At 39.6% G+C, this 13,342-nt stretch carries 16 protein-coding genes; 1 reads left to right on the forward strand and 15 read right to left on the reverse strand.

Annotation, left to right across the window (positions count from 1 at the left end; translation table 11 throughout):
• Positions 1-8: 8 nt before the first annotated feature.
• From AC0VYJ_RS14685 to rpsU, 14 genes are all read right to left on the reverse strand, one after another.
• A complete protein-coding gene (locus AC0VYJ_RS14685) occupies positions 9-146 on the reverse strand; it encodes a YqzL family protein (RefSeq protein WP_194219518.1) in 138 nt (45 codons plus the stop codon).
• 101 nt (positions 147-247) lie between these two features.
• Positions 248-1,156, reverse strand: a complete 909-nt coding sequence (gene era / locus AC0VYJ_RS14690; protein ID WP_430244206.1) for a GTPase Era — start codon at positions 1,154-1,156, stop codon at positions 248-250.
• Entirely contained in the window at positions 1,149-1,547 is a 399-nt protein-coding gene (locus AC0VYJ_RS14695; RefSeq protein ID WP_226614372.1) for a cytidine deaminase, read from the reverse strand. Before AC0VYJ_RS14695 ends, era begins: the two co-directional genes overlap by 8 nt.
• A gap of 12 nt (positions 1,548-1,559) precedes the next feature.
• Positions 1,560-1,949 (reverse strand): diacylglycerol kinase family protein, encoded by a 390-nt coding sequence (locus tag AC0VYJ_RS14700; RefSeq protein WP_194219515.1) that lies wholly within the window; start codon positions 1,947-1,949, stop codon positions 1,560-1,562.
• Positions 1,933-2,406 (reverse strand): rRNA maturation RNase YbeY, encoded by a 474-nt coding sequence (ybeY, locus tag AC0VYJ_RS14705; protein ID WP_194219514.1) that lies wholly within the window; start codon positions 2,404-2,406, stop codon positions 1,933-1,935. Before ybeY ends, AC0VYJ_RS14700 begins: the two co-directional genes overlap by 17 nt.
• Positions 2,403-4,532, reverse strand: a complete 2,130-nt coding sequence (locus AC0VYJ_RS14710; RefSeq protein ID WP_475365512.1) for an HD family phosphohydrolase — start codon at positions 4,530-4,532, stop codon at positions 2,403-2,405. Before AC0VYJ_RS14710 ends, ybeY begins: the two co-directional genes overlap by 4 nt.
• 201 nt (positions 4,533-4,733) lie before the next feature.
• Complete coding sequence (locus tag AC0VYJ_RS14715; protein WP_475365513.1) at positions 4,734-5,696, reverse strand: PhoH family protein; 963 nt, start codon at positions 5,694-5,696, stop codon at positions 4,734-4,736.
• A 6-nt stretch (positions 5,697-5,702) separates the two neighbouring features.
• A complete protein-coding gene (gene yqfD, locus AC0VYJ_RS14720) occupies positions 5,703-6,890 on the reverse strand; it encodes a sporulation protein YqfD (RefSeq protein ID WP_475365514.1) in 1,188 nt (395 codons plus the stop codon).
• Positions 6,891-6,936: 46 nt separating this feature from the next.
• On the reverse strand, positions 6,937-7,227 hold the full coding sequence (gene yqfC / locus AC0VYJ_RS14725) for a sporulation protein YqfC (protein WP_194219511.1): 291 nt from the start codon (positions 7,225-7,227) through the stop codon (positions 6,937-6,939).
• A gap of 154 nt (positions 7,228-7,381) precedes the next feature.
• Positions 7,382-7,846, reverse strand: a complete 465-nt coding sequence (locus AC0VYJ_RS14730) for a hypothetical protein (protein WP_475365515.1) — start codon at positions 7,844-7,846, stop codon at positions 7,382-7,384.
• Positions 7,847-7,881: 35 nt separating this feature from the next.
• Entirely contained in the window at positions 7,882-8,871 is a 990-nt protein-coding gene (gene floA / locus AC0VYJ_RS14735) for a flotillin-like protein FloA (RefSeq protein WP_430244195.1), read from the reverse strand.
• A 21-nt stretch (positions 8,872-8,892) separates the two neighbouring features.
• Positions 8,893-10,179, reverse strand: a complete 1,287-nt coding sequence (locus AC0VYJ_RS14740) for an NfeD family protein (protein ID WP_475365516.1) — start codon at positions 10,177-10,179, stop codon at positions 8,893-8,895.
• Positions 10,180-10,606: 427 nt separating this feature from the next.
• Positions 10,607-11,050, reverse strand: a complete 444-nt coding sequence (locus AC0VYJ_RS14745; protein WP_194219507.1) for a GatB/YqeY domain-containing protein — start codon at positions 11,048-11,050, stop codon at positions 10,607-10,609.
• A 17-nt stretch (positions 11,051-11,067) separates the two neighbouring features.
• Entirely contained in the window at positions 11,068-11,244 is a 177-nt protein-coding gene (gene rpsU, locus AC0VYJ_RS14750) for a 30S ribosomal protein S21 (protein WP_048312787.1), read from the reverse strand.
• Between the two features lie 307 nt (positions 11,245-11,551).
• Between rpsU and AC0VYJ_RS14755 the strand changes: the two genes are divergently transcribed.
• Complete coding sequence (locus AC0VYJ_RS14755) at positions 11,552-12,487, forward strand: Na/Pi symporter (RefSeq protein WP_475365517.1); 936 nt, start codon at positions 11,552-11,554, stop codon at positions 12,485-12,487.
• A 144-nt stretch (positions 12,488-12,631) separates the two neighbouring features.
• Here AC0VYJ_RS14755 and deoC read toward each other — a convergent pair whose 3' ends face one another.
• Positions 12,632-13,303 carry a deoxyribose-phosphate aldolase gene (deoC, locus tag AC0VYJ_RS14760; RefSeq protein ID WP_475365518.1) on the reverse strand — a complete coding sequence of 224 codons (672 nt, stop codon included), beginning with the start codon at positions 13,301-13,303 and terminating at the stop codon, positions 12,632-12,634.
• Positions 13,304-13,342 lie beyond the last annotated feature (39 nt).

Below are 13,342 nucleotides of genomic sequence, written 5' to 3' on the forward strand. Positions count from 1 at the left end.
CCATAAGGTCAAGTGAGGCGAGTTACTTCTTCCAAATCGATAAGAGATTCTCCCTCTTCATCGCTCGGTGTTTCCATTTCCTTCAAAAGAAGATAAGTATCAATGTTTCCTGTTTCACAAAATATTTTCCAGGTAAACTCTAACACTTTAGATCCCACCTTTCATTTTGTAAAAAAGTTTTTCTCTTACCTCTAGCTTGACCTGACATATGTCGGTTTATGTGATGGAATATTTAACAAAATTTCACTTAATAGTCATCTTCCCGGTAACCATAATCACGTAATGATGATGGTTTGTTTCGCCAATCTTTTACTACCTTCACCCAGATCTCCATAAATACACGCGAACCAAGAAGGGCTTCAATATCTTGCCTTGCTCGCTTTCCTACTTCTTTTAGCATTTTCCCCTGTTTCCCGATGATAATGCCTTTTTGAGAAGAGCGTTCTACGACGACTGTAACATGAATATCAATGACATCAGAACCTTCACGTTTGATCATTTGTTCTGTGACAACTGTAACTGAGTGAGGGATTTCTTCTCTTGTCAAATGAAGAACCTTTTCCCTTACAAGCTCTGCCACAATAAATCGTTCAGGGTGATCGGTCACATGATCACTTGGGTAATATTGGGGCCCTTCTTCAAGATAGCCAACTACCTGCTCTAAAAGTGTATTCACATTATTTCCTTGCAAAGCAGAAATCGGAACGATTTCGGCAAATGAATATTTATCTTTATAAAAATTAATCATGGGGAACAATTGATCAGGGTGGACTTGATCGATTTTATTTATGACTAGGAAGACTGGACTTTCTACATTCTGCAAGCGATCAATAATATACTGATCCCCAGCTCCGTAACCTTCTTCAGCATTAATAACGAACAATATTAAATCGACTTCATTTAATGAACTTTGAGCCATTTTAATCATAAAGTCGCCTAGTTTATGTTTTGGCTTATGAATCCCTGGCGTATCGATAAAGACAACTTGTGCATCATCTCTCGTATAAACGCCTTGAACTTTGTTGCGCGTTGTTTGAGCTTTGTCACTCATAATCGCAATTTTTTGGCCAATCACTTCGTTTAACAAAGTAGATTTCCCTACATTTGGTCTACCAACAATTGATACAAATCCTGACTTAAATACTTCTTTACTCATTCAAATCCTCCGGTGAAAATGCGCCAGGAAGCAATTCGCTGACGGTTAATTCATGTATTTTTCCATCTAAGTTTGTTAAGATAACTTGCATATCTGGAGAACAAAGTTCAGATATCACCTGTCTACACGCACCACATGGTGGGACTGGCCTTTTAGTATCTGCAACTACTGCAATCGCTTTATATGCTTTATGACCTTCTGAGTAAGCTTTAAAAAGGGCTGTACGCTCCGCACAATTACACATGCTGTATGCAGCGTTCTCAATGTTACATCCACCAAATACTGTGCCATCTTCAGAAAGAAGAGCCGCACCTACTTTAAATTTTGAATAGGGAACGTAAGCCATTTCTCTTGCCTTTTTAGCTTCATCAATCAACATTTGCTTATCCATTACTATTCCTCCTTATGACTGAAACAAGTGAACAATCGGTTCGAAAAAGAGAAGGATACCGATTATAACTGAAATGACCGCAAAAAGAAAGACTGCAGCGGCTGAAACATCTTTTGCCACTTTCGCTATAGGATGTTCTTTTTCGGTAATTAAGTCAATCGACCTCTCAATCCCTGTATTTAACGCTTCTAAGCTTAACATGATACCGATTACAGTTAATAAAATGCTCATCTTTATCACAGATAGCTCAAGAATTAGCCCCGCTATCAGAACGAAACTACCTGCAATAAGATGAAATAGAAAATTTTGTTCATTTTTCACTAAATAACGAAAGCCTTGTGAAGCATATAGAAAGCTACGTAAAAACCGTAACAACCTAGACCGATTATCTCGTGAGGCCATATTGTTCTAACAGCACTTTTTGTTTTCCGAACATTTCTTTCTCATCTTCCTCGGTCATATGATCATAACCAAGTAAATGAAGAAAACCATGAACACTTAAAAAGCCAAGCTCCCGCTCAAAACTATGCCCATATTCAGTAGCTTGATCCTCTATTTTTGGAACGGAAATAACAATTTCTCCGAGTAAATGCGGTAGTTCTTCACCAATAATAAGCGGTTCTTCTCCCTCTTCCTCATCATCAAGTGCGAAGGAAATGACATCTGTCGGTTGATCTTTCCCACGATATTCGCGATTGATCTCGGTAATACGTTCATTATCCACAAACATAACCGACACTTCACTTCCCGGTCTAACCTCTTCTTCCTTTGCAGCATGGTTTAATAAATTCTCGAGCATCTCAAGCTGCTCTTTTTTAATTGAGTTCGTCTCATCAACAAAGTCTATCGTTAAATTCATGAAGTCACCTTCTTTTTTAATTCTGTTGGATATTCAATTCGACTATGAAAAATACCATTTAATGTTTCTAATATTGTTTTTGCAACAATGTCGAGCTCTCTGAGAGATAAATCACATTCGTCAAACTGTCCATCTTCAAGTCTTTCAGTAATAATTTTTCTTACGAGCGATTCTATGGTATCAGGGTTTGGTTTGTTCATCGACCTCACTGCCGCTTCGATACAGTCTGCAATTCCAACAACAGCGGCTTCCTTCGTTTGAGCTCTTGGTCCAGGATAGCGGAATTCAGCTTCAGACACCTGCTGATCAGATTGTTCACTTGCTTTGTAATAAAAGAACTTCAGCAGTGTCGTTCCGTGATGTTGTTCAGCTATATCCACAATTTCTTTTGGCAATCGATGCTTCCTGAGCATCTCCGCCCCGTCAGTGGCATGAGAAACGATAATTGTTTTACTTAAATATGGAGAAATTTTATCATGCGGATTTTCCATATTCATTTGATTTTCAATGAAAAAGTGGGGGCGTTTTGTTTTACCAATGTCGTGGTAATAGGCTCCCACCCTTGCTAGTAAACCGTTGGCTCCAATCGATTCACATGCTGCCTCCGATAAGTTAGCAACCATTACACTATGGTGATATGTTCCCGGTGTTTCAACAAGAATTTTTCTCAGAAGTGGATGGTTTGGATTAGATAATTCGATTAATCTTGTAGTCGAGATGATCCTAAAACCTGCTTCAAAGAAAGGCATAAGTCCTAGTGTTAACATAGATGAAAGAAAACCTGATACAAATGCAAACAAGAAATGGTAGCTTAATTCGATACCACTGTATTGTCCGTTCTTTAACATTAATAATATAGCCACTGAAACGATGTTTATTAAGGATACTAGTAATCCTGCTTTCAATATGTTGGATCGATGATTTCTTTTACCGAGGAAAAAGACTCCCGATAAAGAACTCATCAATACATAGAAAGCAAGTGACGCATTCATTGGTCCCGTTATTTCTCCGTTGAAAAACACGCCAGCACATACTCCAAAGAGGAAGCTTGATGCAATGGCTAATTGTTCATTAAAGAGCATTTTTATGAGCATAGAACCTACCGCTACAGGAACAATATAAGCAATACCCGGCAATTCAATTCCCTGCATCAAGCTTGATAGTTTCAGAACAAGCAGTGTGCTGAGATAAATGAGAACGAGAATCAATAAATTTGTATTGGCTGAGCGGACTCTTGAATTTACATCCTGAAAGAAGTAATACAAATAACCAGTAAGAAGGACAACTAGCAATGCAAGGCCGATATAAGGAACTGCATCAAACCCCTCATCAAGAAGACCAGCTAGTCTTAATTGCTCCATCACTTCTCTATTAATCATCGCTCCTTCTTCAACGATAATTTGGCCTTCACGAATCATAACCGGCTGAACTGCTTCTATTGCTTCTTGACGACTTTGTTCGGTTTGTTCTGGATCTAGAAAATAATTAGGCACAATACTCTGCTGTGCTACTGTTATCATTGCTTTTTTCTGCTCAGTAGGTAGAGAAGTAAGGGATAACCGATCTTCCACATCCGTTTTAGATTGCTCTAAATTATCAATAGACACTCTATCAGTCATGACTTCCATTACTTCAGATAGTGTCAGCTCTTTAATTAAGCTAATTTGAGACAATTCCGCTTCAAGAAGCGGCACGAGAGTTTCGTTTGAAAGTTCTGCTGACATCGACACAGATAGCAAAGATTCAAGTTCTGTTATTTTCTCTTCTGTCGTTTCAGCGTCATCACTATCATTTTTTTTAACCTTTTCAATACCTGAAAACAAATCATTTAATTGATCGACCTGTGACTGAGAAACTTCATCTCTGTAAACATATTTTGCGTCGATTTGAGCTGCTTTCGATCGTTCATCTTCTGTGGCTGTTTTATTTTCGATCGTAATAGGCGAAGCTATATCATGATCTGCTCTTGAATAAAGAGAAACGTCCAATGATTCAGGAATGACATTTGAAAGCATCGTTAAATACATGATGAGAGCAACTAGGCCATAAAGAGACCATTTCACCATTTTAATTCGTTCAATATTACGGAGATTATCCTGAAACAGACGTTTAATCTTCGCAACCATAGCTTCCTTCACCTCATAAGTTCTGGCCTCTACTACTCTTCTTCATATTTTATCAGAATTCCCTAATAAATGGAGCGGAATCTCACAATAAGTTAAACTGATTGCTAGCAGTTCAACTTGATGAAAACATAAAAGATAAAGGTATCTTGTTGAATTCTTAAAGGCTAAAAAAAGACCCGTTTTTCACGGGCCTTTGAAAGCTTATTTCGTTTCATGCTCGTATGCGTCAATAATTCGTTGAACTAATGGGTGCCGGACCACATCCGTTTGCTGTAAGTAAATAAATGAAACGTCTTTTACTCTCTTAAGGATTTTTTCGGCAGCAGCAAGGCCTGATTCTTTACCTTTCGGAAGGTCAATTTGCGTTATATCTCCAGTGATAACCATTTTAGAACCAAATCCTAATCGTGTTAAGAACATTTTCATTTGCTGAGAAGTTGTATTTTGTGCTTCATCTAAGATAACGTAGCTATCGTCAAGCGTCCGACCTCTCATATAGGCAAGTGGAGCAATTTCGATCGTGCCACGTTCAATTAAGCGCGTCGTTTGTTCAACACCAAGTACATCATGAAGCGCATCGTACAATGGACGTAAGTATGGGTCCACCTTTTCCTTCAAATCCCCTGGTAAAAACCCAAGACTCTCTCCAGCTTCAACTGCTGGGCGAGTTAGCACAATTTTCTTCACCTGGTTGTACTTGAGAGCTGTTACCGCCATTACAACAGCAAGATACGTCTTGCCAGTTCCAGCTGGCCCAATCCCAAATACCAGATCGGTTTTCTTCATAGCCGAAACGTAATGACGCTGTCCCAGCGTCTTAACTTTAATCGGTTTCCCTTTAGCGTTCGTTGTGATTTCTTCTTGGTAAAGTTCAAGAAGCTGATCTAGCATTCCCTGTTGAACAAGTTGACAAGCATAAACGACATCTCTCCCTGAGATACTTGCTCCGCGTTTTATAAGGGTGTGAAGCGTGTGGACAACTTCCTTTACCATGGCGATGGTTTCTTCATTACCTTTTACGGATATGCCTTCTCCACGAGTAACAAGTGAAACTTCAAGTGATTCCTCAATTATCTTTAAATGCTCATCGCCAGGACCAAATAAGCTTTGAGCTTCATTAGAATTTTCTAACTGCAATGTAAGTTCAACATAAGATTCTGCCAATAGCCATCAATCTCCTTGAATAATCGGTATGTCTTTCCCGATCTCTTCTATTACTTCATAGTGTATCTTTACGTTTACTTTACCATTCTCTACCTCATGGTGCAAAATCTTTTCCTCTTTAATTTCAGCTTCTTTGGAGGTTTTATTTAGGATGTCCTCCCGACTAACACTACGCGCCGCATTCAGTGCTTCTTTTTCTGTGTATTTTCTTGTCACTTCCTTTGTTGCCAGCACCTCTGTCGTTTGAAAAGCTATCGGGATTTCCCACTTCAAAAAATGAAAATCAGTCTCTCTTTTGAGCTCTTCGTAGTGTTCAAAATCTGGTTTAGAGAAGCCCCATATTGGGATGCGTAAGCCAAACAATCCAATCGCGTATTTCGTTTCTGATTCTCCTGTGTTTGTTTGAAAAGTAGATTCAAGTGGAATGGAAACATTAGTTACATACCACGTCTTTCCATAAACTTCGCCTCTTGCAGGAACAAGTTCACTCTTATCTTCTTTTCCAATAAAGCCTGAAATAAGCAATTGACCCGGTTTGACATATGTGTTTTCCTCTACCTGCGCCTGACCTTCCTCAACATACATTTTTGTAATGATCGCTTTCTTATTCGCAACGATATGCCTAGGACTTAGCGCAGGTTCTTTTTCAGGAAGCTGTTTTTGCACAACTTCGAAATGATAGGTAGTCCCGCTTTGCTTAACACCAACCCACGTAATTTCTTCTAAACTCTCTGTAATCTCGCGCTGAAGCTCTTGATTAGAAGGCAATTGAAAGATAAATTTACCCTTCTTTACTCCTAGCTCGACTGCTGCCTGCTTTAGTTTATGCTCCACTTCAGGTGTAGCACCATTTACTGTAATAGACCAAACCATGTTTGATAAAATGAATATCAATACTAAACATCCAATTACTCCACTGAGAAAGCCTCTAGAATATACGATCCTTTTAATTACAAATGGAAAACCTTTTCTTTCATGAATTCGAATTCTACACCTTGTCCTCTTTAAGTGCGGCCTAATTCTCTTTACATCAGAAGTATAGAGCGAAAGAATAATAGTATCTTTATCCAAACGAACAATATCCCAAATTGGTATGTTGTACTCAATACACCGATTAATAAAGAGTTCTGAATAAGAACCCACTACTTTAATTCGAACAAATCCTGAAAAAAGTTCTCGTAAGTATTCCTTCATAGCAGCCTCCTGTATAGTCAGCCTGAGGATATCATAAGGCTTCTGATCAGTTATTAGGTCGATCAAGGTAAGAAACATGTTCAATTTTACCCTCAAGAAGTATCTCTTCTGGAAGAATTGTCTTAAGCATAAAATCTTTTCCTTTAATCAACAATTGGCCATTCTTAAGAAGGAGGCGAACTTCTTCATTAGAGAATTTTAAAACACCTTGATGATTCTCTATGTAGATATGCAGCTGCCCTACCATGGTTATTCGTGGTAAATCCATGACTGCATCTGCAGGAAGCTCTAACCTTCGGGTTAACCAGCTTTTTAGACCATGCTTCCACTTTGCCATGGATGCTCCCCCCTCTCCCTTCATCTTTATGAAAAGAATCGCAAAACTATCCCACTTACATTTGATTAAAAATCCTGTTCTCATCTTATGCAAACTTAAAATGAATGATCGCGCTCCAACAAAAAAAGACGCCAATCGGCGTCTTTTGAACATTTTATTTCTTCATCTGTTTCATGCTTATCATCGAGGGATGCGGTTTTCTTGAGCGCGGCGGCCCAAGGATTTCCGACCAGATTATACCATCCCTTACATTCTTCTTATTTATCGAAAGATTCTTATCATTCTTATAAGAAGTTTGCTTCACATTCTTTTGAACTTTAATATCGTTCTCTGAATATCGATTCTCCCGCTTCGCCATCCGTCCTAGAGCTTCTTGATAAGCACTGACAGTCTCAGTTTGAGGAGTTTCCTCTTCCCCTATCCCATTAGACTCTGAACGGCCTGAGGCGGTATTTCCCTGCTCTCTCCGTCTTTGTGATTGCTGGCGATTGTTAGCAGTGGGCTTCGATTTCTGTTTTTCTTCCTCACTGCCCATTCGCTTAAGGAAACTAATAATTCCCCCAATAGCGACCAACACAAAAACAAAATTATTTAGAAGCAGTTCAATCAGATTATCCAACAAGATCACCTCCACCACAGGACTTAGGAAACAGTTTAGCGATCATCCTCATCTTCTTCCTGATTCGGTTTCCCGATCATGTCACGCATATCTGTATCTGCTTCAATGTTCTTTAAATTCATATAGTCCATTACTCCAATATTACCAGCTCTTAGGGCTTCAGCCATTGCCATCGGTACCTCAGCCTCTGCTTCAACAACTTTAGCACGCATTTCCTCTACGCGAGCGCGCATTTCTTGCTCTTGGGCAACAGCCATCGCACGACGCTCTTCAGCTTTCGCTTGTGCAATATTTTTATCTGCTTCAGCTTGATCCGTTTGTAGAACCGCACCGATGTTTTTACCGATATCAATGTCAGCAATATCGATCGAGAGAATCTCAAATGCCGTACCTGCATCTAACCCTTTGGAAAGAACCGTATGAGAAATCATATCTGGGTTCTCAAGTACCTTCTTATGATTTTGAGAAGAACCAATTGTACTAACAATACCTTCGCCTACTCGAGCAATAACAGTATCTTCACCAGCTCCACCTACAAGGCGGTCAATGTTAGCACGCACTGTAATTCTTGCTTTTGCTTTTACTTCAATTCCGTCCATCGCAACACCTGCGATAAAAGGGGTTTCAATCACTTTCGGGTTAACACTCATTTGCACAGCTTCTAATACATCTCTACCCGCAAGATCAATCGCAGCTCCTCGTTCAAAGCTCAGTTCTATATTCGCGCGGTGCGCTGCAATTAACGCATTAACAACACGGTCAACGTTACCACCAGCAAGGTAGTGGCTTTCTAATTGATTTGTACTTAACTCAAGTCCCGCTTTTACAGCTTTAATTAACGGATTAATAACGCGTGATGGGATAACTCGACGTAATCTCATCCCCACAAGATTGAAAATACTAACTCGCACACCAGCTGCTAATGCTGAAATCCACAACATAACAGGTACAAACGTGAAAAGAATCGCTAAACCAATAATAACTAACCCTACTATAACTAATAAACCTAACGTTCCAGTATCCATAATTTTCCTCCCTGATTTAAACTATTTATTTTCTCTTACAATGACTCTAGATCCATTTGTTTTTACAACCTTTACTGCTGTCCCAGCTGTTAAGAAACTCCCCTCCGTTACAACGTCCAGACGTTCGTCTCCAAACTCCGCTATGCCCGATGGTCTAAGCGGAGTCACCGCTACACCTTCCATTCCAAGCAGTTCTTCCCGAGTAGCATTTGAGACATACCCAAATTCTGACTTCGTTGAATCAGAAAGAACGATTTTTTTGAAGAAGCCACGATAGCCGAATAGCCGAATGAACAGATAAGAACCACCAATTGTAACGGCAACGGCAATAAGGACCGCAATTAAAACGTATTGCATCGATTGTCCTGAAGCAAGAACAATACTTGCTACAACACCTACCGCCCCAAGAACGCCGAATATCCCAAAGCCAGGAATGAATATCTCGACGATGATCAGCACAACTCCGACAATCAATAGAAGAAGAGATTCCCATCCAGCAAAACCAGCAATCATATGACCAAAGAAGAACAGTAGAAGAGCACCCGCTCCCATAAATCCCGGTACTCCAAATCCAGGTGAATATAGTTCCAATACAAGTCCCAAACTCCCTATAGATAATAAGATGGGAATAATGATAGGATTTGTAACAAAACGTGCAATTCTCTCTGCAATACTAACTTCAGCATCACTTACTTCGGCATCCTTAAGATTTAGAACGCTTAGTAGTTCTGTGCGATCTTCTGCAGTCCCTTCGGCATATCCAACTTTCACAGCTTCCTGATCGTTAAGCGTTAAAAGCTCACCTTTAGGTGCGTTATAATCCGGAAGATCTACATCAGGATCAGCCATTGCTAGCGCATACTTTGGGTCTCGGTCATTAAGTTCTGCGGCCGACTTCATAGCCGCATGCCAGAAAGACTCTGCTTTCTTTCCTGCCGTATTGCCAGATTGATCAATGATAGCAGCCGATCCCATAAGTGCTCCTGGTTCCATAATAATCTGATCCGCATTTAAAGCAATATAAGCACCAGCTGAAAGTGCTCGATTGGTAACATATGCTGTAATCGGAACATCTGATGCTTTCATAATCTTGGCAATATTATCAGCCGCATTCACAGCCCCTCCAGGCGTGTTAATTTCTAACACAATGTGATCAGCTCCCTGGTCCTCCGCATCCTGGATCGACCGTTTTAGAAATGCTTCCAACCCCCGCTCCACTTCCTGCTCCACAGGTATAAATGTAACGAGATCTCCTTCGCCTTCACCCAAAACTAACTCCCCAAAGAACGGAAGAAAAACCATCATCATGAAGCAAATACACACTAAAAACCTGACTATGTTTTTTCCGATAGTAATCCCTCCCTCCAACTTCCTAAGTATACGAATGAGATCATCATGAAGTTTCAATTTTATGTAGAAGAATATCTTTAGTATGACAAAAGGATTTAGAAAATACTAGTTTGAAATGGCATATGGATCAAAATTCTTTGAAATATAACATAACTATTTTTCCTTTTCACTTGTATCGTATGTATGAGCGAGCGTTGATAAAAAAAACACGCCCTGTTCGTACAGGGCGTGTTTGCGCTTGATCATATTTATCCAACACTTAATGCATAACTAAGTTCTTCTTCTCTTTAACAGGGAAGTGAACACCCAGTCACGCCTTAAGGTCTGATTGTTTCAACTAGTCATCTTTAGAAAACAGATAATCTTCTAAAGTGACAGCATCACTTTATGATAAGTTTTTTTGTACAAGACGATTAACAAGTCCGCCGTCCGCTTTGCCTTTTACTCGAGGCATTAGCGCACCCATTACCATACCCATATCTTTCTTTGAAGACGCGCCAGTTTCAGAAATAACTTTCTGAACAATCTGGTCAACTTCTTCTTCAGAGAGTTGTTTCGGCAGGTAGACAGATAAAATCGACAGCTCTTCATCGAGATTCTGCACAAGATCACTTCGGCCAGCTTTTTCAAATTCAAGGAGGGAGTCTTTACGTTGCTTGACTTCGCGAGTGAGAACGGTAAGTTCTTCCTCTTCAGTTAGATCATGACCCAATTTAATGGACTCATTCTGAATTGAAGATTTCACCATCCGAATAACAGATAGTTTGTTCTTCTCTTTGTTCTTCATCGCTACTTTCATATCTGCTGTTAAACGGTCATTTAGACTCACTGACCTAACACCCTCTCTTAGAACTTACGCTTTTTCCTTGCTGCCTCAGATTTCTTTTTACGCTTTACACTTGGCTTTTCATAGTGCTTGCGCTTCTTTACTTCAGCCATAGTGCCTTCTTTAGAAACCGTTCTCTTGAAGCGACGCAGAGCATCATCGATCGACTCGTTCTTACGCACGCGAGTTTCCGCCATCTCTATCCCTCCCTCCAAAACATAGACAATCATAACACATGACTTTCTAACAAAGACATGTCACCTGCAATTATAATACATCCCGTCCTGTTTATCAACATTTCTTTCGTATATTTTATTTATATTAGTCTTATTAAAGATTTTTTGTTTTTCACACATAATTGCTTTAAAACCGCAACTAAGTGAAAATTTAACTATTTGAATGAGCGGTGGTTATAATGAAAACTTTTTCCATAGCAATGAGAAAAAACGAGCATGTAACACGGATCCTGTCCATAAACTTTCAATGGAAAGGGGAAGTGCTAAATTGAGTCAATATATTGCATCTTTCATCGTCTTCATTAGTATTTTTCTTTTTGGAATGGCTGTTCTCCGCGTTGGACTAAATACAATCTCCAGTTCCAGGCTACAAACATGGCTTTATAGGGCTGCTTCAACGCCTTTACGCGGACTAATTACCGGCGCTGTTATAACAGCCCTGTTACAAAGCAGCTCTGCTGTGATGGTCATTACAATAAGCTTAATTGCGGCTAAGCTGCTTACCTTTAGACAGTCAATTGGAATTATTCTTGGCACGAATATTGGGACTACTATTACAGCTGAATTAATGACTCTTAATCCCGATCAACTTGTCATACCGCTATTATTGAGCGGCTTTGTCTTGCTTCAAGTTAGAAAACAGCTGCTTTTCAGCATTGGAACAGTTCTCTTCGGCTTAGGTTGCATTTTCGTTGCTATGCATGGGCTAGAAGCACTTGCTAAACCTTTATCGACTTTATCATTTATTAAAGATGTTATCCATCATACGAATTCAAACCTTATGTATGGTATTGGAATTGGGACATTATTAACTGCAGTCATCCAATCAAGTACAGCAACAACTGGAATTACAATGAGCTTTATTAATCAGGACTTACTTTCGCTATCCTCAGCTATTGCCATCCTTTATGGAGCGAATATCGGCACTTGTATCACAGCGGTCATAGCAAGTATCGGAAGCAGTGCAGAAGCTAAACTTGCTGCTTATGCTCACGTTTGGATAAACATAATAGGTGTAGTCATATTCTATCCGTTAATAGGGATTTTTGGCACGATGGCTTCTACCCTTACTACCTTTCCTGACGTTCAACTTGCTCACGTATCTATCCTCTTTAACGTCTTGTCTTCATTACTCTTTTTACCTGTAACTGGTTTGTTAGCACTATCCATAGAAAGGGTACACTCAAAAAACAATTTAATATAAAGCTAGCGAATTCAGCATAAATTCTCAGGCTTAGTTCAATTGACTGTCACCTTATTATCTACTGAGCAAAACGATATTCCCTCTCCTTCATAATATCTAAAAAACCCCATCACTTCTGTTAATAGAAGTAATGGGGTCGTTATATTAATAATCCGTATCTGCTGTTTCACCTTGCACAATTTTGACTCCAGCACTAGCTCCAATACGTGTAGCTCCTGCATCAATCATTGCTTGAGAACCTTCTAGGTCGCGAACTCCTCCAGAAGCTTTCACACCAATGTTCGGCCCAACTGTATTTCTCATTAGTTTAATATCTTCAACTGTAGCTCCACCAGTTGAAAAACCAGTTGATGTCTTAACATAGTCAGCCCCAGCTTTTACCGAAAGCTCACACGCGCGTGTTTTTTCTTCATCAGTTAGAAGACAAGTCTCAATAATTACCTTAACAAGCGCCTTACCTTTTGCCGCTTCAACAACAGCTTTGATATCTTGCTCAACAAAGTCGTTATTTCCATCTTTAAGTGCACCAATGTTAATAACCATATCTACTTCAGTAGCACCCTTTTGAATCGCATCATTTGTTTCGAAGGCTTTTGTTTCTGTTGTAACGGCTCCTAGAGGGAAACCAATTACTGTACAAACTTTAGCTTCAGCACCTTGCAACATTTCCGCTGCGAGGGAAACCCAAGTAGGATTAACGCAAACTGAAGCAAAGTTAAATTCTCTTGCTTCTTCACAAAGCTTTTCGATCTGCTCTCTGCTAGTATCTGGTTTTAGTGCTGTGTGATCAATCATTTTTGCTAGTTCTTTATTCATGATAGTCATCCTTCCAATTCTGTTTAGTTAGGTTAAGTT

This window comes from Anaerobacillus sp. 63XJN7_5_ISO-PGPR-S23-430 (assembly GCF_056173695.1).

What these genes read in the sequence shown, in the direction of transcription:
- era (WP_430244206.1), bottom strand. Translation starts at nt 1,156, where the DNA reads ATGAGTAAAGAAGTATTTAAGTCAGGATTTGTATCAATTGTTGGTAGA.
- AC0VYJ_RS14695 (WP_226614372.1), bottom strand. Translation starts at nt 1,547, where the DNA reads ATGGATAAGCAAATGTTGATTGATGAAGCTAAAAAGGCAAGAGAAATG.
- AC0VYJ_RS14700 (WP_194219515.1), bottom strand. Translation starts at nt 1,949, where the DNA reads ATGGCCTCACGAGATAATCGGTCTAGGTTGTTACGGTTTTTACGTAGC.
- ybeY (WP_194219514.1), bottom strand. Translation starts at nt 2,406, where the DNA reads ATGAATTTAACGATAGACTTTGTTGATGAGACGAACTCAATTAAAAAA.
- AC0VYJ_RS14710 (WP_475365512.1), bottom strand. Translation starts at nt 4,532, where the DNA reads ATGGTTGCGAAGATTAAACGTCTGTTTCAGGATAATCTCCGTAATATT.
- yqfD (WP_475365514.1), bottom strand. Translation starts at nt 6,890, where the DNA reads ATGAAGGAATACTTACGAGAACTTTTTTCAGGATTTGTTCGAATTAAA.
- yqfC (WP_194219511.1), bottom strand. Translation starts at nt 7,227, where the DNA reads ATGGCAAAGTGGAAGCATGGTCTAAAAAGCTGGTTAACCCGAAGGTTA.
- floA (WP_430244195.1), bottom strand. Translation starts at nt 8,871, where the DNA reads ATGGATACTGGAACGTTAGGTTTATTAGTTATAGTAGGGTTAGTTATT.
- AC0VYJ_RS14740 (WP_475365516.1), bottom strand. Translation starts at nt 10,179, where the DNA reads ATGATGATGGTTTTTCTTCCGTTCTTTGGGGAGTTAGTTTTGGGTGAA.
- rpsU (WP_048312787.1), bottom strand. Translation starts at nt 11,244, where the DNA reads ATGGCGGAAACTCGCGTGCGTAAGAACGAGTCGATCGATGATGCTCTG.
- deoC (WP_475365518.1), bottom strand. Translation starts at nt 13,303, where the DNA reads ATGAATAAAGAACTAGCAAAAATGATTGATCACACAGCACTAAAACCA.